The organism is Clostridium sp. OM02-18AC (genome assembly GCF_003481825.1).
Lineage (GTDB): Bacteria > Bacillota > Clostridia > Lachnospirales > Lachnospiraceae > Brotaphodocola.
This window is the reverse complement of the sequence record NZ_QULW01000018.1, coordinates 60,490-80,588: the sequence shown is the minus strand read 5'-3', so window position 1 is coordinate 80,588 and position 20,099 is coordinate 60,490. Positions and strand designations below refer to the sequence as shown.

General features: G+C 48.7%; 15 protein-coding genes and 1 tRNA gene. 1 reads left to right on the top strand and 15 read right to left on the bottom strand.

Annotation, left to right across the window (positions count from 1 at the left end):
* Positions 1-95 precede the first annotated feature (95 nt).
* The gene (locus DXB18_RS12800; RefSeq protein ID WP_118542995.1) at positions 96-971 is read left to right on the top strand and encodes a LysR family transcriptional regulator; all 876 of its coding nucleotides are present in this window, start codon (positions 96-98) and stop codon (positions 969-971) included.
* Between the two features lie 100 nt (positions 972-1,071).
* On the opposite strand, the gene DXB18_RS12795 is transcribed toward DXB18_RS12800, so the two are convergent.
* The 15 genes from DXB18_RS12795 to DXB18_RS12725 all read right to left on the bottom strand — a co-directional run bounded on the left by DXB18_RS12795 (position 1,072) and on the right by DXB18_RS12725 (position 20,079).
* Positions 1,072-3,432 (bottom strand): ATP-dependent DNA helicase, encoded by a 2,361-nt coding sequence (locus DXB18_RS12795; protein ID WP_118708188.1) that lies wholly within the window; start codon positions 3,430-3,432, stop codon positions 1,072-1,074.
* Positions 3,433-3,524: 92 nt separating this feature from the next.
* Positions 3,525-3,595 (bottom strand) — tRNA-Trp (locus tag DXB18_RS12790).
* 203 nt (positions 3,596-3,798) lie between these two features.
* Positions 3,799-5,166 carry a DNA repair protein RadA gene (gene radA / locus DXB18_RS12785; RefSeq protein WP_118542997.1) on the bottom strand — a complete coding sequence of 456 codons (1,368 nt, stop codon included), beginning with the start codon at positions 5,164-5,166 and terminating at the stop codon, positions 3,799-3,801.
* 28 nt (positions 5,167-5,194) lie between these two features.
* Positions 5,195-5,608 (bottom strand): endosialidase, encoded by a 414-nt coding sequence (locus tag DXB18_RS12780; protein WP_118542998.1) that lies wholly within the window; start codon positions 5,606-5,608, stop codon positions 5,195-5,197.
* A 147-nt stretch (positions 5,609-5,755) separates the two neighbouring features.
* Entirely contained in the window at positions 5,756-8,224 is a 2,469-nt protein-coding gene (locus DXB18_RS12775) for an ATP-dependent Clp protease ATP-binding subunit (RefSeq protein ID WP_118708186.1), read from the bottom strand.
* A 108-nt stretch (positions 8,225-8,332) separates the two neighbouring features.
* Entirely contained in the window at positions 8,333-9,370 is a 1,038-nt protein-coding gene (locus DXB18_RS12770) for an ATP--guanido phosphotransferase (RefSeq protein ID WP_118708184.1), read from the bottom strand.
* Positions 9,367-9,996 carry a UvrB/UvrC motif-containing protein gene (locus DXB18_RS12765; RefSeq protein WP_118708182.1) on the bottom strand — a complete coding sequence of 210 codons (630 nt, stop codon included), beginning with the start codon at positions 9,994-9,996 and terminating at the stop codon, positions 9,367-9,369. The genes DXB18_RS12770 and DXB18_RS12765 overlap by 4 nt, the downstream gene beginning before the upstream one ends.
* 36 nt (positions 9,997-10,032) lie before the next feature.
* Positions 10,033-10,416 carry a GntR family transcriptional regulator gene (locus tag DXB18_RS12760; RefSeq protein ID WP_118543002.1) on the bottom strand — a complete coding sequence of 128 codons (384 nt, stop codon included), beginning with the start codon at positions 10,414-10,416 and terminating at the stop codon, positions 10,033-10,035.
* A gap of 111 nt (positions 10,417-10,527) precedes the next feature.
* Positions 10,528-12,123 carry a cadherin-like beta sandwich domain-containing protein gene (locus DXB18_RS12755; RefSeq protein WP_118708180.1) on the bottom strand — a complete coding sequence of 532 codons (1,596 nt, stop codon included), beginning with the start codon at positions 12,121-12,123 and terminating at the stop codon, positions 10,528-10,530.
* 150 nt (positions 12,124-12,273) lie between these two features.
* Complete coding sequence (locus DXB18_RS12750; RefSeq protein WP_118708178.1) at positions 12,274-14,565, bottom strand: SH3 domain-containing protein; 2,292 nt, start codon at positions 14,563-14,565, stop codon at positions 12,274-12,276.
* A 217-nt stretch (positions 14,566-14,782) separates the two neighbouring features.
* The gene (locus DXB18_RS12745) at positions 14,783-16,195 is read right to left on the bottom strand and encodes an oxaloacetate decarboxylase subunit alpha (protein WP_118708176.1); all 1,413 of its coding nucleotides are present in this window, start codon (positions 16,193-16,195) and stop codon (positions 14,783-14,785) included.
* A 64-nt stretch (positions 16,196-16,259) separates the two neighbouring features.
* Entirely contained in the window at positions 16,260-17,408 is a 1,149-nt protein-coding gene (locus DXB18_RS12740; protein ID WP_118708174.1) for a sodium ion-translocating decarboxylase subunit beta, read from the bottom strand.
* A 41-nt stretch (positions 17,409-17,449) separates the two neighbouring features.
* On the bottom strand, positions 17,450-17,815 hold the full coding sequence (locus DXB18_RS12735; RefSeq protein ID WP_118708172.1) for a biotin/lipoyl-containing protein: 366 nt from the start codon (positions 17,813-17,815) through the stop codon (positions 17,450-17,452).
* 21 nt (positions 17,816-17,836) lie between these two features.
* Entirely contained in the window at positions 17,837-18,613 is a 777-nt protein-coding gene (locus tag DXB18_RS12730) for an OadG family protein (protein ID WP_118708170.1), read from the bottom strand.
* A gap of 17 nt (positions 18,614-18,630) precedes the next feature.
* Positions 18,631-20,079, bottom strand: coding sequence for a carboxyl transferase domain-containing protein (locus DXB18_RS12725; protein ID WP_118543009.1), 1,449 nt, complete (start codon positions 20,077-20,079; stop codon positions 18,631-18,633).
* Positions 20,080-20,099: the final 20 nt, after the last annotated feature.

Sequence of the window (20,099 nt, the reverse complement as noted above, 5' to 3'; positions counted from 1 at the left end):
ACACCTGTTTGCATATCTTGTCAATTTGATTTTCCTCTTTACAAACCCATCAGCAGCGTGATAAAATAGCCATGGTTTTATAAGGAGGACTAATATTGGATATCAATTATGAACTTTATAAAGTATTTTACCACGTAGCAAACACCTTAAGTTTCTCGGAGGCCTCAAAACAGCTGTTTATTTCCCAGTCTGCAGTCAGCCAATCCATCAAGGTTCTGGAAAAGAAGCTGAACCAGCCGCTTTTTATCCGCAGCACAAAACGAGTCCAACTGACACCAGAAGGCGAGATTCTCCTTAAGCATATTGAACCTGCCATGAACTTAATCCGGCAGGGTGAGAACCAGCTTCTGGAAGCCAACACGTTAAACGGCGGTCAGCTGCGTATCGGAGCCAGCGACACCATCTGCCGCTACTATCTGGTTCCATACTTAAAGGAATTCCACCGCCGCTATCCAAACGTGCATATCAAAGTTACCAATCAGACATCCATTGCCTGTGCAAAGCTTCTGGAGTCCGGTCAGGTCGATTTTGCCATCACCAATTATCCGAACTCCGGTCTTTCCAACACACAGAACGTGCGGATCATCCGGGAATTCAAAGATCTCTTTGTCGCAAACGAAGAATATAAGGAATTAAAAGGGAAAACCGTCAGTCTGAAAGACTTAAAGCAATTCCCAATCCTCATGCTGGACCGCAAGAGCACTACCAGCGAATTCCTGCACAGCATGTTCCAGCGCCATCAGCTGGATCTGGTACCGGAGATTGAACTTTCCAGCAACGATCTGCTGATCGACCTTGCACGCATTGGTCTTGGTGTCGCTTTTGTTCCGGATTACTGTATTTCAGAAAATGAGCGCAGTCTCTTCCGTGTTCAGATCGAGGAAGAACTCCCAACCCGTCAGCTGGTTGTCGCAAGCAATGAAAATCTGCCGATTTCCCAGGCCGCAAAACAATTTATGGAGATGCTGTAGCATCTCCATTTCTGTTTCATAAAACGATCTTGTTCCACAGAAAATTGTCTGTTTCGTAAAAATTGCATTCTGCAAAACAAAGCATACAGCACTCCGCGGATCAGGAAACCGTCTCCCAGAAATTTTGAAGCCACCCGTCCACTGTTTCCCGGGTCACAATGCCATACTCGGTCCACTCGCGCGGGAACAGTTCCTGAATCTCTCTTCGCAGAAACCGGTCATCCAAAAGCAGGATCACGCCCCGGTCTTTGGCTGTCCGGATAACCCGGCCTGCTGCCTGCAATACCTTGTTCATTCCCGGATACTGATAAGCATAATCGTATCCATTTTCCCCCTGTTCATCAAAATACTGCATCAGAATTTCCTGTTCGCTGCACACCATGGGAAGACCCGTGCCTACAATGATCGTTCCTTCCAGACGTTCTGCCTTTAAGTCAATTCCCTCTGAAAAGATTCCTCCAAGTACACAAAGCCCCACAAATGATTGTTTTTTCTGCTCTTCAAATTGTTCCAGAAACTGTTCCCGTTCTTCTTCGGTCATGCGGTTTGTCTGCATCTGCCATCGAAACGTCCCATCGTATTGTTCGTCCAGGATCTGTTCTACCGCTTCCATATAATTATAGGAAGGAAAGAACACCATATAATTTCCGATATGACTGTGTGCCAGTTTGGTGATATACTCTGCCACTTTTCCAAATTCCGTACGGTTTCTCCTGGTATAGCGGCTGCTGACATCCTTTGCAATCAGGATCTGTCGTTTTCTGCCGTCAAATGGGGAATTGGCATAAATTGCATAATCCTCTGGATTTCCGCTGAGCAATTTCTTATAGTATGTCACGGGAATCATGGTGGCAGAAAAGAAAATACCGGCAATTCCCTGCTTAAGACACGCATTCAAACACCGGGACGGATCAATGCAAAACAGATACAGGCAAAATTTTCCATCTGCCCCCAGTTCCGTATAGATCCGGTAATGATCATCCAGTCCATCGTACATATTTAAGAAATGACGCAGGTCGAAATAAAACTGCAGCACCATATCACGTTCCGGGAACTCCCGGTGTTCGTCAAAAAACGGCTCAAATTCTCCCATTACCGTTAATAAATTCGATACCATAAGATTCGCATCCGGCAGAATCTGATATCCGGCTGACTCCCGCTTCCATTCCAGCAGATTGCGGTTGCAGCGTTCCAGCGCACGTTCCAAGCGGGGCGCCTTCGCCTTTATAATCCGCTTTACCTGCAAAATATCTTCCTTTACCAGACAGGCACTAAACATCTCCCTGGCCCGGTTTACCAGATTATGGGCCTCATCGATCAAAAACAGATAATCCCCCTGGTTTCCATCCGCAAAATACCGCTTTAGCTTTGCATTGGGATCGAACACATAATTATAATCACAGATAATCCCGTCCGCCCAGCTGCTGATATCCAGGCAGAACTCAAACGGGCAGACCTGGTAGTTTTTTGCATATTCCAGAATGATATCCCTGGTAATTCCATGCTGTTCATGAATGATATCATAGACCGCATCATTCACCCGGTCAAAATGTCCCTTTGCGTAAGGACATGCATCCGGATTGCATTCTGGCTTTTCCAATGGACAAAATTTCTCTTTCGCCGTGATCGTGACCGTTGTAAAGCACATGCCCTGTTCCCGGAGCAGGGAAAAACAAGTTTCTGCCACACTGCGTGTAATGGTTTTGGCTGTCAGGTAAAACAGCTTTTCTCCATTTTCATTTCCCATGGATTTCAATGCCGGATATACTACAGACAGTGTTTTTCCGATTCCGGTCGGTGCCTGAATGAACAGATTGCGTTTTCGGATCAGGGCACGGTACACAGACACAGCCAGTTCTTTCTGGCCGGTCCGGTATGCATATGGGAATGCCAGATCCCGCAGGGATTCATTTCTCCGCATGGTGTGCCGGTATAAATATTCCGCCCATTTCACATACTCATGGATCAGTCCCTCAAACCATTCGGTAAGTTCTTCCCTGCTCTTGTCCTGCCGGAAGCGGCGGATTTCCTCTGTTTCCAGATTGCAATAAGTGATCTGAACCGTGATCGTACCCAGATGTTCATGGTCACAGCAATACATGTACGCGTAGCAGAAGGCCTGCGCCAGATGGACCATTGCCGGTTTCTCCAGCAGATGAAGATCCAGATAGACGCATTTGATTTCGTCGATGGTCACACCGGAAACTGCTTCGATCACACCGTCTGCGCGGCCTTCCACCAAAATCCGGTAATCTTCCTGCTCCACGATATGTTTCATCGCTACTTCTGCGTGGTAATCGGCGCCCTGCCGCTTCTGGATTTTCCGGTGCATGCGGCTCCCGGCCTGCATGGCATCCTTTTCTGCTGCCGAAGTCCGGCGATTGTCGATATCACCGCTGCGCATGACAAATTCTACAAGGTTGCGGACGGAAATGCGGATTGTTTTCTGGTCAGCACTCATGCTGAACTCCTCCTATCGCGTTTTGTATATGCTCAATTCTCTATGAAACGAAAAAAGCGATAAGATCAATCGACCTTATCGCTTAAATCAAGCAGGGGATGAGGGGCTCGAACCCCCATCGACGGTTTTGGAGACCGGTGCTCTACCATTGAACTAATCCCCTATGTTGTTTTCGTTGAGCTTTTTTTTTCGTTTCCCTCAACGCTCATTTATAATAGCACGGATTCCTGTATCTGTCAACAAATTTTTTAATTTTTTTGAAAAAAATATATTTTTGATACGAAACCCTGATTTTATGCGAAAAACAGAACGTCAGAAACATGCATTCCTGGCGTTCTGCCTTCCACCATAAGAATGATAAACGAATCAGATCAGACGGATTGCCTCCCGCACGTTGCTGACTCCGTACAGGGTGATCTTGTCGGTCTTTTTCATTTTATCCAGGGATACCTGCGGCAGGATGCAGGATTCAAAACCTAATTTGATTGCTTCATGAACACGCTGCTCCGCCTGGGATACCGCACGCACCTCTCCAGCCAGTCCTACCTCGCCAAATATAATGCACTTTGGATTGACCGGCTTGTCTTTCATGCTTGACACCAGCGCCAGGATAATCGCTAAATCCAGGGCCGGTTCGTTCATCCGCATACCGCCCGCGATGTTCACATAAGCATCGTAACGGGACATCTCATAGCGGCAGCGCTTTTCCAGAACTGCCATAAGCAGATTGACACGGTTAAAGTCTGTTCCTGCTGCAGTCCGTCTCGGCATACCAAAGTTCGTCTGGGTAACCAGTGCCTGAACCTCCAGAAGGATCGGCCTGGTTCCTTCGATCGAACAGGCAACTACCGCACCGGAGGCTTCCTCTGGTCTTCCGCTCAGCAGATATTCCGAAGGATTCTCAACCTCTTCCAGACCATTCTCCTGCATTTCAAAAACCCCGATCTCGTTGGTCGAACCGAAACGGTTTTTGACGCCGCGCAAAATCCGGTAAGAGGCATTGCGCTCTCCCTCAAAATACAGCACCGTATCCACCATATGCTCCAGCACACGGGGACCTGCTACCACACCTTCTTTTGTCACATGGCCAACAATAAACACAGAAATTCCCATGCCTTTTGCGATCTGCATCAGGACATTCGTGGATTCGCGCACCTGACTCACACTGCCCGGAGCTGATGCCACATCTTCCCGGAACATGGTCTGGATGGAATCGATGATCACAACTTCCGGTTTGGTCTCCCGGATTGCCTCCTCGATGGTATCCAGGTTTGTTTCGCATAAAAATAACAGTTCTCCGCTGATCGTGCCAATGCGGCTGGCACGCATCTTGATCTGTTTTAAGGATTCCTCTCCGGAGATATACAATACCCTGTGACCATCCCGTGCCAGGTTCCGGCACATCTGAAGAAGCAGGGTCGACTTTCCGATACCCGGATCGCCTCCAACTAAAACCAGGGAGCCGGCAACAATGCCGCTCCCCAGTACACGGTCCAGTTCCGGATATCCGGTAGAGATCCGGTCCTGTTCTTCTATGGACACTTCATCCAGTTTGACAGGCTTTGTCATCGCACGTTGTGAAACCGCGCTTACACGACCGGCAGGTGTTTTCTTTGCCACCGGTTCTTCCACCAGGGTATTCCATTCCTTGCATGCCGGACACTGACCAAGCCATTTGCTGGACTCGAAACCGCATTCTTTACAGAAAAATACGGTTGTCTTTGCTTTTGCCATATATGTAGTTTCCTTCCTGATTCAGGTCTTAACGCTTTACAACCTTCACCTGGCAGGCAACACCCTCATTCAGCTCTACGCTTACAACAAGCTTGCCGCTCATGTTCGTCTTCATGCCGCCAACAGCAACACCGTCCACGTAAACCTCATACTCGGTGTCATCTTCCAGCTGTACGGTGATCTGTGCGTCCTTATCGCCAGATACGGTAAATTCCACACCATCGTGTTTTGCGGAGAAATGCTCCACTGCAGTTCCCGGCACAGACTCATAAACAAAAGAACCGTTGCGCTCTAATTTTGTGATCTCATAAAAGGTTTTGATCTTATATAAATCTCCCGCATGTTCAAAATTGTCAAGTTTGCTCTTGGTGTCTAATTTGTAATTACCGAAGCTGATGGTTCCATCTGCCTCAGAGCGGATTAAAGATTCGATTACTGGCATGTGTTTGCCCTCCTGGTATTTTCATTTTGCATTTTGCTGTTGTAAAAATGCGGCAGTTACCGGACACGCAGCGCGTGAGCAGTAACTTGTGGCACTGCCCGGCAGTGCCACTTCTCATAGAATTATACAACAACCATGGAAATTAATCTAGTTTTTTATCAGTTCTGCCGATAAAAATTTCAGACCCTCTTCCCCTTTGGTGACCGTCACCTCGTCGCCTGCTTTTACCTGTCCGTCCAGAACTGCTTCTGCAAGACCATCCTCTAAAAGATTCTGGATCGCACGGCGCAGCGGACGTGCACCATATTTCTCATCGTAACCTTTTTCTACCAGATACGCTTTTGCAGCGTCATCGACAGTCAGCTTTAAGTTCATCTGGGTCAGGGTCCGTCTGCAGATGCCTTTCAGCATAATATCCACGATCTCTTTCATATGATCCTGGGACAGCTGGTGGAATACGATGATCTCGTCAATCCGGTTCAAAAATTCCGGTTTGAACATTCGCTTGACTTCTTCCATGACACGCTCTTTCATGAAACGGTAGCGTTCCTTCGCATCGTCATTGGATGCAAAACCAAGCCGCTTCGGAGCAATGATGTTCTCCGCACCTGCATTGGAAGTCATGATGAGTACCGTATTCTTAAAATCGATCTTCCTGCCCTGGGCATCGGTAATGTGACCATCATCCAGCACCTGAAGCAGAATATTGAATACATCCGGATGTGCTTTTTCAATCTCATCGAACAGAATAACGGAGTACGGATTCCTCCGCACTTTTTCGCTGAGCTGACCGCCTTCCTCATATCCGACATATCCTGGCGGGGACCCGATCATCTTGGAGACACTGTGTTTCTCCATATACTCCGACATATCAACCCGGATCAATGCGTTCTCCGTACCGAACATCGCTTCTGCCAAAGCCTTGCAAAGCTCTGTTTTTCCGACACCGGTCGGTCCCAGGAATAAGAACGAACCGATCGGACGCTTCGGATCTTTTAAACCGACTCTTCCGCGGCGGATTGCTTTCGCAACTGCCGTCACGGCTTCTTTCTGACCAACCACCCGCTCATGCAGAATGGATTCCAGCTTTCTGAGCCGTTCCGATTCCTCTTCTGCCAGCTTGCGCACCGGAATCTTCGTCCATCCGGAAACCACATCCGCAATCTCACCTTCCCCGACGATCAGCTTTTTGGATGTTTTTTCCTTCTGCCATTTTTCCCGGATCTTTTCGATTTTTTCCCGTTTTTTCTGCTGACGTTTTTTGATATCGCCGGCCTTTTCGTAAGCCTCTGCCTTAATTGCCTGCTCCTTCTGCGTTTCCAGTTTTTCAATATCCTCTGTCAGGGTTTTGATCTCAGCCGGCTCCACATAGGTAGTCAGACGGATTTTGGAAGCTGCTTCATCGATTAAATCAATGGCTTTATCCGGAAGGAAGCGGTCACTGATATAGCGCGCGGAAAGACGCACGGCTGCAGTCAGTGCTTCATCGGTAATGGTAACTCTGTGATGCTCCTCATATTTCGAGCGCAGTCCCTTTAAGATCTCAATGGACTGTTCTTCCGTCGGTTCCTCTACCACAACCGGCTGGAAGCGGCGCTCCAGTGCTGCATCCTTCTCGATGTATTTGCGATATTCTTCTCTGGTCGTTGCACCGATCAGCTGGATCTCTCCGCGCGCAAGGGACGGTTTTAAAATATTGGAAGCATCGATCGCTCCCTCTGCTCCGCCTGCACCAATGATCGTATGGATCTCATCCAGGAACAACAGCACATTGCCATCTTCTGTCACCTCGGAAATGACCTTTTTAATGCGTTCCTCAAACTCTCCGCGGTACTTGGAACCAGCCACCATTCCAGAAAGATCTAACGTCATAACACGCTTATCCGCAATGGTTTCCGGAACACTGCCGCCAGCGATCATCTGCGCCAGCCCTTCTACTACAGCAGTCTTACCGACACCAGGTTCACCGATCAGACATGGATTGTTCTTGGTTCTTCTGCTTAAAATCTGAACCACGCGCTGGATTTCCTGTTCCCGTCCGATCACTGGATCCAGCTTTCCTTCTCTGGCAAGCTTCGTCAAATCGCGGCTAAAACTGTTTAAAACCGGTGTAGAAGAACTGCTGTCTTTTCCGCTTCTGGATGACTGAAGTTCTTCCTTCGCGTCCGCCCCGTCTTCGCCCATGGCACTGCACAGATCCACATAAAGCTTCTGCAGGCTTACATCCATGGTATTGAGCAGACGGACTGCAGCGCAGTCACTTTCCCGGATCATCGCGATCAGCAGATGTTCGGTTCCGATAAGCGGTGCTTTAAAACGGACGGCTTCCCGGTAGCTCTGATTCAGCACCCGCACTGCACCCGGAGTATATACTGTCTCTCCGATGGTCCCAACATTCTGATTGGGAAAGATCAGCTGACTGATCAGTTCCTTCACCTTCTCGGCTTTGACATCATTTGCCTCCAGGACTCTTGCAGCGACGCCTTCCCCCTCCATGAGAAGGCCGACGAGAAGATGCTCTGTTCCCACATAATTATGCCCAAGCTCATTCGCTGCCTGGGTAGACAGCGCAATGGCATTCCAGGCCTGTTCCGTAAAACGATTTCTGTCTATCAAATTCAGGTCCTCCTTGTATCTAGATCTATCGCTTTGTTACTGTTTACGTATTGCGCAGGCAGCAACAGAATTTTTTGCAGTATAGAAACCCATATCCTGTAACTGTTTTTATGGAAGCAGTTTTGGCAGTTCCGACCTCAGGTAAGACGCTCTTGCCATTTCCAGTTCTTCCCTTCCCAGTGGCCTGGTAGAAAGTTTCTGAAGGTTTGCCGGCTGGATTCCTAACATCAGACGATACACGGCACAGGGTTCTTCCATGCGGATTACCCCGTCTGCGCATCCTGCCATAAGGCGTGACAGAAGAATCATGGCTTCTTTCATGGTCAGCTTTCTGGCATACTTTAAAATACCATAGGCACGGCAGGCATCGTCCTCCCGGGATGTGCGGTTTTTATCCAGCGCAAGTTTTCGCATCTGCTCCTCCTGCGTTGTCAGCTGCAGTGCCACCTTCGCGACCATATCCAGAATTTCTTTTTCTGTCATGCCAAGCGTTTTCTGGTTGCTGACTTCAAAAAGCGCTCCACAGTTTTCTTCGCCTTCCCCATACATTCCTTTTACCGATGCACCGAACCGGGTCATCTCTGTCACCATGCCATTAAACCGCTTGCTCTGGGACAATAGCGGCAGGTGCAGCACCACCGACGCGCGAAGACCGGTTCCGACACTGGTTGGAAATGACGTCAGATAGCCATACTTTTCGTCGTACGCGTAGGGAAAACGCTCATTTAAATAATCATCGATCTGATCTGCCTGTTTCCAGAGTTCATCCAGATGAAGTCCCGATGCAAACAGCTGGATACGGACATGGTCGGTACCATTCAGTACAATTCCCACTTTCTCATCGTCCGATACCATAACGCCTGCCGGTGCTTTTCCGGAAGCGATCGTTGCATTAAACACACGTCTTTCCCGAAGTGCCCTGCGGTCCAGATCACTTAACTCCTGAAGTCTTGCCTGTTCATAATGACGTCCATCGGCACTTCCCAGATCCTTTAAGCCGTCCTCAAGCCGTCCGATCATTTCATCTGCCTGTTTTTCCGTCAATCTGGATGGGAACGCGTAATCTTCCAGGTTCCGGACCAGACGCACGCGGCTGCAGATCACGGCTGGTCTCGCAAGGTTTACTTCCTCAAACCATTTCATCATGCCTGCGCCTCCTTCAATGCCCGGATCTGATCGCGGTATTTCGCTGCTTCTTCATATTCTTCCCTTCGCACTGCTTCACGTAGTTTGGATTCCAGCTGCCGGAGCTGCATTTCTGCTGCAAATTCCGCACCTGTTTCTGCTTTCATTTCCGTTTCACCAGCAAAGAGCCCTTTTTTTTCTTCCACCCGTTCTTTACCCTCTTCAGACTGGTCGGAAGAAGTCAGATGAAATGGATCTGCCTTGATCTTCTGGAATTTGGGATGTTTTCCGGTATGGCGGACATTTCCCTGCAGTTGTTTTATTTTATCGTTGATCAGAAGATCAAAAACACTGTAACAATCCGCGCAGCCAAAGCGGCTGTTTTTCACAAAATCATCGTAACTGGTGCCGCACGTCGGACAGACAATCTGACTGGTTTTCTCTTCCTCATCCGCTCCGCCGGGGACGCCCAAAAGTCCGGACAACAGTTTTCCTAATGGAAACTCCCCCTCAAAAATAGCGGAATACGGTCCAAAGTCCATTTCCTTTGCGCACTGGGCGCAATAGTTATGCTCCGTGCGCACTCCATTTGCAATTTCTGTATACTGAATATTTGCTTCTCTTATTTTACAACGCTCACATAACATGGCACTTCCTCCATATTTGTTTCATAAACAGATTCCTTACGTTTCACTGCCCTGTGTATAGCAGTCATAGATTTCATCTACCAGATCATGAACTTCTTCCCTGGAAATATTTTTACAGACACTCCGTGCCAGGAGCACAGAAAGTTCCTCCCGCAGACGTTCAATCGACCGGATCTTATCGATATCCAGCGCGATCACCGCTCCCCGCCGACGGTCCAGCTTGATAAAGCCCTCCTGTTTTAATACCGTGTAGGCTTTATTTACTGTATGCATATTAATTCCAATATTATCCGCAAGCTGGCGGACGGACGGCAGGGAATCCCCCTCATGAATCCGGTCTGTGGCAATGCCCATAATAATCTGATTCCTGAGCTGGATGTAAATTGCCTCGTCACTTTCAAAATCAATCTTAATGATCATGTATTCACCATCTTTCGCATTCTCTGTTATAGAAATTATATAACAGTATTATAGCAAAAAAAGCGGCGAAGTCAATACACCGCTTTTTTTGCATCCGAAATCTCAGGATTTTTAAAGTTCATCATCCAGGTCAAACACTTCAAAGTCGTCATCTTCTGCAGCCTGATCCTTTGCCGGTTCCTGTTTTTCACTCTGAGCCGATTCGTCTGTCTCAGCTACACTTGCTGCAAGCTGTTTCTTTACCTGATCCAGCTGTACGTCTGCGTCTTTTTGGGGATCCGGGAGATACTCTTCTGCATCGGAAATTTCCAGTTCGTCGTCTTCCGGACCGTAATCTTCCTCGTATTCATCCTCTTCGCCCATCATGTAACGCTCTTCTTTGCTTGGTTTGTGTCCGCCTTTGTGGATTTCTTTACCAGATTTTCGACTCTTCTTTTCCGGCTCTTCTTCCTGATCATCATAATCAGAAGAATCATATCCGTTCTTCTGCATGGATCTGTTTCCTTTTCCTCTCCGGCTGACCAGAAGCAGAATCAGAAGAATCACAGCCACTACGGCAACTGCGATCAGAGCCATTCTTGCCATGTTGTAATCGTCTACCAGCGCATTATAACGGGTTGTTACATCCTGCAGTTCCAGACTCTGTGCATTGCCCTCAGAACTCTGCTCGAAGTAGCGCTGAATGGTCTTGTCAGTCAGGTCATAGCGGTAGAAGCCGACAGTTCCATTCTCACTTACACCGTAGAAAATGCAATACTCCGGCTGGCTTCCCTGTGTATCCGGAACCCATCCCTGTACTTTCGTCTCGCCGATCGTGATCGAAGTCTCCTTCATGCCATACGGAACCGCTACATCGGCCGGAAGTGCTGCGATGCCGATCTTGAGCGGGGTTCTGGATGCTTCAAGTTCTGCAAGGACCTCCAGGTTTTCTGCCGCTGTTGTTTCTTCTGTCTGTCCGCCCTCTGCAAGGCTCTCTCCGCCCTCTATACGGTTTACTAAGATCGTATAGGTACGGGTCGTGGAACCGTCTTCTGCGGTAACCGTGCAGGTTACGGTATTTTCGCCATCCTGAAGTTCTGTTCCGCTTAATGCTACCGTTGCCTTATCACTTGCCGGAACTGCACTTACAGTAAGTTTTTCCGTATCCAGACTTACAGATGCACTGTAGCTGTCCACATCTGCACTGAATGCCGGACTTAAGGTTCCCGGGGAAATCTGCAAAGAAGACAGGGAAGCATCGGTGGAAGCGGATGCTGCCGTGCTTCCGGCATTGATGGTTACGGAAGAACTTCCGAGCTGGGTAATATCCAAAAGCTGTTCATCCGCATCGTATCCCTCGTAATCCGTTACCTGGATCTTACTGCTTCCTGCTTTCAATGCCTTAAAATGTAATGTTGAGGCAGATTCACTGGTCCCACTGACACTTCCAAGCACACGAATGGCACCGTTTCCACCGCTTACATCCGGCTCACCGCCCACAAATTCCATCGCACTGGAATCATAAGAAAGCATTACAACCGTCTTGCCAATCTTTTCCCCTGTTGTACAGGTAAATTTTACATTTACAGTAAATTCACTTCCCACCTCGGCGGTAGGATCGGAAAACGCAATTCTCGCATTTCCCGCAAAACTCTGGAATGGTATCGCTACAGCAAGCATAAGTACCATGGCAAACCGGATCCAGATCTGTTTCCAATTTTTATTCATAATTGTCTGCTATCTCCTGTTTTCATTTCAGGAATGAGCGTCCCAAACCATCCTGGTCGCTCATTCCCATGTTTTCATATGTTACGGTTCCCGCTTTACGGCAAACAGCCCTTCCGGTCACCTGAAAAATCCTACCCGTGTACAGTGACACTAATTGCCTCCCGGACTTGAAAATGTTACAACTCCTGTACCGGAAGAAGAACCGGAATTCGGGGAAGCACCGGCTGCCTGACCGCTCGAGGTTCCGCTTGGTCCTGCAGTGATCACACCAGAAGAAGTACTTCCACCGGAAGTGCCTGCTGAACTGCTTCCAGGTCCTCCAACCGTTACGCTGGAGGAACCGCTGGAAATGCCGCTTCCTAGTCCGCTGTTGTAGGTCGGACCACCGGCCTGACGGACAACATGGATCGTGTAGGTGCGTTCTGCACCATTTTCTGCCCTTACCACAACAGATATCTCATTGATACCACTGGAAAGGGAAACATTACCATTGCCGCGTACCGATGCCTTGGAATCGATTGCCGACGCACTTACCGTAACATTGGATACGGAATGATCCACGATCAGATCGTAGGAGTACGTATCACGGTTAAAGGTCGGAGTTAAAGTGAAGCCTTCCACACCCAGACCATTCAGCTTGTTATTCGGGCTGCCGCTTAAGGTAGGCTGCGGACACGGAGTATCCGGCATATTGTTGTAGACCGGAATTTTAAAGTTCAAAGCCGTACTCTTCTGTTTGGCTGTAAAACCTTCTGCAAAAATAGATCCTTCGGAAGCTGCGCCATCTACATTGGTCATATACTGGTGTTTGTAGATGTTGGATCCCTGAACATTATACTTTTTCAGATAAAGCGTATCCTGTCCGGCTTTCACGTAGTTCGTCCCATAGAACTGGGCACCACCGGCAATCGAGCTTTCCGGTGTCGTCCACGGTCTGCCGTAAGTTCCGCTCTGGGATGCATACCATAAACCTCTCTGCACGGCGCCCATACCATCCGAAGCATAAGCACCTACATTGAAGTAATTGTAATAACCGGTGTATCCGGCGTAATTTCCGGAAATAGAATTTCCGGTTCCATTTCTGCCCTGCTCCTGAATGATCATGGCCGCGATCACATAAGGGCTGACACCGGAACTCTGCGCCGCGCTCATGATCGCATCTGTATAGCTGACGCCAGAGGAAGCCTGGCTTCCCGAAGAGGAAGGTGTCTGTGCTGCCTGGGATGTCCCAGATGTCTGCGGACTTCCTGCTGTTTGGGATGGCTGTGCAGATCCCGAAACATTTGCAGCAGAAGAACTTCCTGCATTACCAGAAGCTGCGCTTCCCGGTGCCACGCCAATTACAACACTGGATGCCACAAGTTCTGCCTTATTTTTCGTGATGGATGCGCTCGGACCTTCCAGACGGACCTGCGGAGCACTGCTCGTTCCGGATGACTGACTGCTATTTCCAGAACTGCTGCTTCCCGGTGACGCAGAAGTGATTCCGGAATTTCCAGTTCCAGCAGCTGCACTGGCGCCAGAACTTCCTGTACCCGGAGAAGATGAGGTTGTTCCGGAAGTTTTTCCGCCGGACACTCCCGGCCCAACCGTAATCACGTTGGAAGAACCCGAAGAAGAACTGCTTCCCGACGTGTTATTTCCGGAAGAACTACTTCCTGACGCCGACGCTCCAGTGCGGATATTTCCTTCCATAAAAGTTCCGGTCAGCATAGACTGAAGGCCGTCTTTTGTGTGAAGGGACGAATTATAGCTTTGATCCAGAAACTGGAATACATTCACTTCATCCAAAAAGTTCCGGGGATCCATGTAATAACTGATAATCTCCGTAGAAGCAGCTACCCAGGTGCTTCCGTCAAAGCCGGTCCAGGTTCCGGAATCCCAGTTATAGGCTCCATCCGCCAGTGATTTATAGGAAGAAATGCTGTTGGTATGTACCAGATTTCGTCCGAGAACTCCTTCATTCTGAATGACGGTGTTCCAGTCAAGTCCGGTTTTTACTGCAGTAAACGTCCAGTTTGGATACTGGGCATGAATCTGCCGCAATCCAGTTTTATAAGACTCCGGAAACCCCTGTGCCGAAAGCTGTGATTCAAAGCCGGAATCGTGGCTGTATGACACCGGAAATTTCACATAAGTGCTCAAAACATATCCGGTCTGTGTGGTACCTCCGTTTGTAAAGCGGATCTGGTACCAGGTTTTTCCGTCAGAAGCCGCCTGCTCCCCCACTACCGTGACCGCAGAACCTTTTCCTAATTTTCCAATAGAAGAATAGGAAGTTCCCGCTCCGCTGCGGACATTTAAGCTGGAAGCATTGATCGTAGCAGAACGTTCCTGTGCATATGAGGAAAACTGCAGCAGCTGGTTCACAGAAGGCATGTGCACGCAAAGCGCAAGGCCCAATACCGCAGCCAGACCTTTTTTCAAGGTTTGTTTTTTCATTTGATAATCTCCTTAGTATCGCTTTTTGCCTGTTTTCAAAAATCACAAATCATAACCGGCAAATTTACGCTACATTACATTATAATGACAAAATCCGCCCTAGTCAACGGAAAGCACAGAAACTTCAAAGAATCGCAAAAAATTGTAAGAATTAAAGACAAAGAAAGACCCAAAAACCGTTTATACAGTTTCTGGGTCTATTTTCATCAAATAACGATTAAACCGGGTATGCTTTGCTCTCGGTATCTGCTACGGTAGCGTCAACCTTGGTCTGCTGAGCCTCTCTGTATTTGAAGAACTCTTCTGCTACCTTCGGGAACAGAGCGTAGGAAAGGACATCCTCATCCTGCTGCTTCCACTGAGCACACTCTTTCTCAAACTGCGGCAGCTGCGGAGCAATCAGGTCTGCAGGTCTGCAGGTGATCGGGGTCTCGTCGCCGATGATCTTCTTCTGTACTTCCGGATTGAACGGTTTTACAGTCTGACCGAACTCGCCAAGCATGATCTTCTTGGACTCCTTCGGAACCAGTTTGTAACGCTCGCCGGAGATGACGTTCATAACAGCCTGGGTACCAACGATCTGGGAAGACGGGGTAACAAGCGGCGGCTCACCGAAATCTTTACGAACGCGCGGGATCTCTTCCAGAACCTCCTGGTATTTATCTTCCTTACCAGCCTCTTTTAACTGGCTGACCAGGTTGGACAGCATACCGCCCGGAACCTGATAACGAAGGGTCTTGATGTTAACGCCCAGTACCTTCGGGTTTAACAGACCAGTCTTCAGAGCCTCTTCACGGATCGGTGCGAAGTAATCGGTGATCTCAGCAAGCTTGTCCTGGGATAAGCCGGTATCGTACGGAGTGCCCTTGAAGGTCTCTACCATAACCTCGGTTGCCGGCTGGCTGGTACCAAGTGCCAGCGGAGACATAGCGGTATCGATGATGTCGCAGCCTGCCTCTACAGCCTTTAAATAAGTCATGGAAGCTACACCGGAAGTGTAGTGGGTATGCAAATCGATCGGCAGCTCGGTAGACTCTTTTAATACGCTAACCAGCTCCTGTGCTGCATACGGGGTTAACAGACCAGCCATATCCTTGATACAGATGGAATCTGCGCCCATATCTTCGATTCTCTTTGCGATGTCTTTCCAGTAATCCAGGGTATAAGCATCACCCAGGGTGTAACACAGTGCGATCTGAGCGTGTGCCTTCTCCTTGTTTGCTGCTTTTACAGCGGTCTGCAGGTTACGCAGGTCGTTTAAGCAGTCGAAAATACGGATGATATCGATACCGTTTGCAATGGATTTCTGTACGAAATATTCTACTACGTCATCTGCATAGTGGTTGTAACCCAGAATGTTCTGACCACGGAACAGCATCTGTAATTTTGTATTCTTAAATCCGGCTCTTAACTTTCTCAGTCTCTCCCACGGATCCTCTTTCAGGAAACGAAGGGAAGCATCGAAGGTAGCGCCGCCCCAGCACTCTACTGCATAGTAGCCGACCTTATCCATTTTATCAACGATAGGAAGCATCTGCTCGGTGCTCATTCTGGTTGCGATCAGGGACTGATGAGCGTCACGCAGGACAGTCTCAACGATCTTAACCGGTTTTTTCTGAATCTCAGCCATGATTCTTTACCTCCAAATTTATGTTAGCAGCTGCTCTTCGCAGCTACATCCAAATGTTCGAATATTAAACTCCGAAAATCGCCATGAATGTACCGGCTGCTACTGCAGTACCGATAACACCTGCTACGTTCGGACCCATTGCGTGCATCAGCAGGAAGTTTGTCGGATCTGCCTCAGAACCAACCTTCTGGGATACACGCGCTGCCATCGGCACTGCAGATACACCTGCGGAACCAATTAACGGGTTTACCTTGCCGCCGGTAACCTTGCACATGATCTTACCGAAGATCACACCAGCTGCAGTACCAACTGCGAATGCGATCAGACCAAGTGCAACGATCTTTAAGGTGGTTACCTTTAAGAAAGCCTCTGCACTGGTGGATGCACCTACAGAAGTACCAAGCAGGATAACAACGATGTACATCAGGGCATTGCTTGCAGTCTCGGTCAGCTGTTTTACAACGCCGGACTCACGGAATAAGTTACCAAGCATTAGCATACCAACAAGCGGTGCGGTAGTCGGCAGAATCAGGCAGACTACTACGGTAACGATGATCGGGAACAGAATCTTCTCCAGTTTGGATACCGGACGAAGCTGGTCCATCTTGATCTTACGCTCTTTCTCCGTGGTCAGCGCTTTCATGATCGGCGGCTGGATGATCGGAACCAGAGCCATGTAGGAGTAAGCAGCTACTGCGATCGGTCCCATGAACTCAGACTGTCCAAGCTTACCAGCAAGGAAGATGGAGGTCGGGCCATCTGCACCACCAATGATGGAGATTGCTGCTGCTGCCTTATCATTGAATCCCATGAAGATTGCCATGAAATAAGCACTGTAGATACCAAACTGAGCTGCTGCACCAAGCAGGAAGCTCTTCGGGTTTGCGATCAGCGGACCGAAATCGGTCATTGCGCCGACACCCATGAAAATCAGAGACGGAAGGATACTCCACTCATCCAGAATGAAGAAGTAGTGAAGAAGTCCGCCTACACCATTTGACATATCTTCAGGGTTAGCCATAATATCCGGATAGATATTAACTAACAACATACCAAATGCAATCGGAACCAGTAAGAGCGGCTCGAATCCTTTTCTGATTGCCAGATACAGGAAGACGAATGCCACCAGGATCATGATAAAGTTTCCAAAGGTCAGATTGCAGAAAGCTGTCTGCTGAAGAAGATTAACCAAAGTAGATCCAATATAATCCATTTTAATCCCTCCATATGGAACTTGCTCTTATCTGCAAGCCATTAGTTTAATGTAGCAAGAGTTGCGCCAGATTCTACAGCATCACCAGCTGCTGCATTAATGCTTGCGATGGTTCCATCCTGAGGAGCTACGATATCGTTCTCCATCTTCATAGCCTCAAGAACCATGATCACGTCACCCTTCTTTACAGCCTGTCCTGCGCTTGCTTTTACTGCCAGAACCTTACCCGGCATCGGAGCAGATACAACAACAGAACCCTGTGCGCCAGCCGGAGCTGCTGCCTTTGCTGCTGCCGGAGCTGCCTTCGGAGCTGCTGCTACCGGTGCCTGAACAACACCAGCAGTGGTTCCTTCTTCAACAGTTACATTGTATACATTGCCATTCACAGTAATCGTATAATTTTTCATGATAAGAATCCTCCTATTCGCTTATGCTCTTTTCCATTTTGCGCCCGGTGCACGTTTGATGGAGCGTACTACCAGGGAGTCGGTTGATGAGTTGGTTGATGCTGCGATAGCCGCAGTGATGACAGCCACCAGTTCCAGATCATCCACAAGCTCTTCCTCTTCTGCTGCCGGTGCTGCCACAGGAGCTGCTGCCGGTGCCGGAGCTGTGTTCTTTGCTTTCACCTTGTTTTCAAAAACGCTGATGAACTTGAAGCAGCTGATCAGGATGCTGATAAAGATCAGTACCAGGAATACAGTACCCATACCAAGTAAAGTATTCATGCCTGCTTTTGCCATGTTCTCGCCTACGGTGTATTCCGGGCTGAAGGTCAGGCTGACCGGGTTTAAGTTCTGGCTCTGCGGATCCATGGTGTAGAATGCTTTGAACTCTACATTGCGGTTCTCAAACTGTGCCTGAACCACACATACATACTGGTCATCCTCACTAAGCTCGGTGTCAGAGGAAAGGATGCTTACGAATGCGCCGGTGTCTTTCATAACACCGATCCAGGAAGTCAGGCCGCTCGCAAGGCCGTCCTCACCCTGTTTGATCAGGCCGGTCTCAGACTCCTCTGCTGTGGCCTCGTCCATCTCGGCAATGGTCTGGAGCAGGTTTTCCGAGATCTGAGAAATGTAGGAAGCTGTCTGCGGATCCATAGTTTCTGCCTCAGCAGCATTCTTGTTGGAGCATGCGGACAGAGCAAAGAGGCTGACTACCATGCTTAACACTAACAAAACTCGTTTCATATACTGTTTCATATATTTGTCACCTCATTCTAAACCGTTCCATGTTTTCTGTCCGGACGATCCTCTCTTTTGGTAAACAGCATCTCGAATGCTGCGATCACACGTTTTCTGGTGTCACATGCCTCGATGATATCGTCTACATATCCTCTCTTTGCCGCTGCCAGTGCGCTGGACTGCATCTCGCGGTATTCAGCCGCCTTCTCATTGATGAGTGCAACGGAATCCTCTGCTTTTGCGATCTCGTCTGCATACATGATCTTTGCTGCTGCAGAAGCGTCCATCATGCCGATGGAAGCGTTCGGCCATGCATAAACCACATCTGCACCGATGGACTTGGAGTTCATGGTCAGGTAAGCAGTACCATATGCCTCGCCGACAACAACGGTTACCTTCGGAACGCTTGCATTTGCGAAAGCATAGGTTAAGCGGCCTGCGCTCTTTGCGATGCGGCGCTCGGTGCACTTGCATGCCTTGTAGCCCTTTACGTTCACCAGGGTTAAGAGCGGGATGTTGAATGCGTCACAGAAGGAAACAAACTTTGCAGCTTTCTCAGCGCCATTAGCGGAAAGAACTGCGTCAAACTCGTCTTCCTTCACGCCGTCTGCTGCGTAAACAGCAGTGCGGTTTGCAACGCAGCCTACGGTGGTTCCGTTCAGACGGATGAAGCCGGTTACCATAGACTTATCATAGTTTTTCTTAACCTCTAAGAAGAAGTTATCGTCAGAGATCTGTGCCAGTGCCAGGTCGGTAGCGCCTGCACAGTTCTCAAGATCGGAGCATACACGGTTTAAATCGTCGGTGCACTCGCTGTAGGACATGTCGTCCTCGTTGTTTGCCGGAAGAATGGTTACCAGGGCACGGATCTGGGATAAGATATCCTCCTCGCTTCCGGTAAAGTCCACAAGGCCGGTTTCCTCGCTCTGGAATGCTGCGCTGGAAGTGTCGCACTTCTCAACACGGTTTCCATCGATTGCGTTCGGAGAATTTACAAATAATTTTGCGTTCTTCTCTTCCATAAAAATAAAGTCAGACATAGCAGATGCAACTGCCATACCGCCGCCGCAGGTACCAAAGATAGCGGAGATCTGCGGAACTACGCCAGATGCCAGGGTCTGGCTTAAATACATCTCGCCAAAGCCGTTTAAAGCGTCGGTTGCTTCCTGCAGGCGAAGACCTGCACAGTCAACCAGTCCGATGACCGGTGCGCCCATCTTTACTGCCATGGAATAGATGTTGGAAATTTTCTTTGCGTGCATCTCGCCTAAGGAACCGCCCAGTACGGAAGCGTCCTGGCTGTACACATACACAAGGTTTCCTTCGATGGTACCGTAACCGGTGATTACGCCATCTGCCGGAGTCTCCTTAGCAGCCATGTTAAAATCAGTGCTTCTTGCTGTAATGTAAGCGCCAACTTCAACAAAACTGTTCTCATCAAGTAATGCGTTGATTCTGTTACTTGCTGATGTTTGATTACTCATTTTGCAATCCTCCATTTTGA

What these genes read in the sequence shown, in the direction of transcription:
- DXB18_RS12795 (WP_118708188.1), bottom strand. Translation starts at nt 3,432, where the DNA reads ATGAGTGCTGACCAGAAAACAATCCGCATTTCCGTCCGCAACCTTGTA.
- radA (WP_118542997.1), bottom strand. Translation starts at nt 5,166, where the DNA reads ATGGCAAAAGCAAAGACAACCGTATTTTTCTGTAAAGAATGCGGTTTC.
- DXB18_RS12780 (WP_118542998.1), bottom strand. Translation starts at nt 5,608, where the DNA reads ATGCCAGTAATCGAATCTTTAATCCGCTCTGAGGCAGATGGAACCATC.
- DXB18_RS12770 (WP_118708184.1), bottom strand. Translation starts at nt 9,370, where the DNA reads ATGATGAAATGGTTTGAGGAAGTAAACCTTGCGAGACCAGCCGTGATC.
- DXB18_RS12765 (WP_118708182.1), bottom strand. Translation starts at nt 9,996, where the DNA reads ATGTTATGTGAGCGTTGTAAAATAAGAGAAGCAAATATTCAGTATACA.
- DXB18_RS12760 (WP_118543002.1), bottom strand. Translation starts at nt 10,416, where the DNA reads ATGATCATTAAGATTGATTTTGAAAGTGACGAGGCAATTTACATCCAG.
- DXB18_RS12755 (WP_118708180.1), bottom strand. Translation starts at nt 12,123, where the DNA reads ATGAATAAAAATTGGAAACAGATCTGGATCCGGTTTGCCATGGTACTT.
- DXB18_RS12750 (WP_118708178.1), bottom strand. Translation starts at nt 14,565, where the DNA reads ATGAAAAAACAAACCTTGAAAAAAGGTCTGGCTGCGGTATTGGGCCTT.
- DXB18_RS12745 (WP_118708176.1), bottom strand. Translation starts at nt 16,195, where the DNA reads ATGGCTGAGATTCAGAAAAAACCGGTTAAGATCGTTGAGACTGTCCTG.
- DXB18_RS12740 (WP_118708174.1), bottom strand. Translation starts at nt 17,408, where the DNA reads ATGGATTATATTGGATCTACTTTGGTTAATCTTCTTCAGCAGACAGCT.
- DXB18_RS12735 (WP_118708172.1), bottom strand. Translation starts at nt 17,815, where the DNA reads ATGAAAAATTATACGATTACTGTGAATGGCAATGTATACAATGTAACT.
- DXB18_RS12730 (WP_118708170.1), bottom strand. Translation starts at nt 18,613, where the DNA reads ATGAAACAGTATATGAAACGAGTTTTGTTAGTGTTAAGCATGGTAGTC.
- DXB18_RS12725 (WP_118543009.1), bottom strand. Translation starts at nt 20,079, where the DNA reads ATGAGTAATCAAACATCAGCAAGTAACAGAATCAACGCATTACTTGAT.